Annotated in this window: 2 protein-coding genes; one reads left to right on the top strand and one right to left on the bottom strand. The window is 65.1% G+C overall.

Annotation, left to right across the window (positions count from 1 at the left end; genetic code table 11):
• Positions 1–321 precede the first annotated feature (321 nt).
• Positions 322–756 (top strand): SRPBCC family protein, encoded by a 435-nt coding sequence (locus A5701_RS23340; RefSeq protein WP_067759866.1) that lies wholly within the window; start codon positions 322–324, stop codon positions 754–756.
• Here the strand turns inward: A5701_RS23340 and A5701_RS23335 are convergent.
• On the bottom strand, positions 753–1,395 hold a 643-nt coding region (locus A5701_RS23335; RefSeq protein WP_067759863.1), incomplete at its 5' end, for an oxygenase MpaB family protein. The genes A5701_RS23340 and A5701_RS23335 overlap by 4 nt on opposite strands.

The following is a 1,395-nucleotide window of genomic DNA, read 5'->3' as shown; positions in this document are numbered from 1 at the left end:
CGAGCGGTTCCGAACGCGGAACGTCCAGCAGCGAAAAATCGACATCGGCCATGTCAAGAGATCCTTGCCCATCCGCACCCGATCACCAAGCGTCCACCACCGTATTGGCTTACTTCGCAGGGAGTTTCGGCGCTGTGTACCCGCCGTTCACTTTGGCAACACGGGTGTGCGGTCCCGCGGCTGAGTCTGCTTTGCGCCGACGGTCGGGTGTGACCTTTATGCGCTGCGGCCCTGAGGCTATGTTCTCTGTAGCGGAAGGGGACGGATCATGGCGGCGGACAACGGCATACCGGCGTGGCTCATCGGTAGCGCGGAGTGCGAATGATCGAGTTCACCCTCACCCGAACCGCGAGAGCGCCGATCGAGACCGTGTTCGACGCCATGACCGACCACCGCGCGATCGCCCGGCACACGCGGCTGTTCCGACGCAGCACGCTTGATCGCGAGGGAACCCCCGCTCCGAACGGTGTCGGTGCGATCAGACGTCTGGTGGCGATCGGGCCCCCGTTCGTCGAGGAGATCATCGAGTATGAGCGGCCCACCCGCTACGCGTACAAGATGCTCTCGGGCGCACCGACGCGCGATCACATCGGCACGATCCGGCTGCGCGAAACAGACACTGGAACCGAGGTCAGCTGGCATCTACGGTCAACGCTGAAGATCCCCGGTGCTGACCGGCTGATGCTGCCTGTGTTCAAGAAGGTCATCGACGAGCTCCTCAAGGGCGGCGTCGCCGCCGCCGAGCGTCGCAGCTAAGCCGCGCGGTTGTGTAGCCGGCGCGGGTCGACGCCCGACCGCCGCCACGCGGTTGCCGCCCACGGGGTGTAGATCGCGCCGATGGGCAGCCGGTTGATCAGCGGGTTGAGCGCGCGCATGGCGGCCGCGAACCGTTGGAATCGCCTCTCTTTCTTCGCATTCCACTCCAGTTGGCAGACCTCGCGCATCTGCTGCGGCATGGTCCCGACCAACACCAGGCGGGTGTAGGCGTTCAGCGGGGCGGACAGCACCTTCCAAACCGGGCCGGGAATCCAGCGCGGGCCCGGGATTCCCTTCCTGATGTAGCCGGTCCCGTACAGGACGGTCTTGTGCGGGACGAACCGCTCGAGCATCTCGTCCCAGTAGGCGAGGAACTCGTCGTAGGTCTGCGGCTGGCCGCGGTCGCTGACGCCGTAGAGGCTGTACCACACCTTGCCCTCGTCGAAGATCCGCTCCTTCTCCGCGTGCGACAGCCGGCGGATGAACGTGTCGGTGTTGTAGATGACCTGATCGACGAAGCTGGCGTGTGCCCAGTAGAAGAGTTCGGGATTCAGCGCGTGATACCTCGACCCGTCGCTGATGGTGCCCTTGATCGTCTTGTGGAAGTCGCGCACCTTGCGGCCCCACTCGCGCGGCTCG

The organism is Mycobacterium sp. E3305, from assembly GCF_001666785.1.
Lineage (GTDB): Bacteria > Actinomycetota > Actinomycetes > Mycobacteriales > Mycobacteriaceae > Mycobacterium.
This window is presented reverse-complemented; position numbering and strand designations above follow the sequence as displayed.

Coding starts and splice junctions, on each gene's coding strand:
- A5701_RS23340 (WP_067759866.1), top strand. CDS start 322: ATGATCGAGTTCACCCTCACCCGAACCGCGAGAGCGCCGATCGAGACC.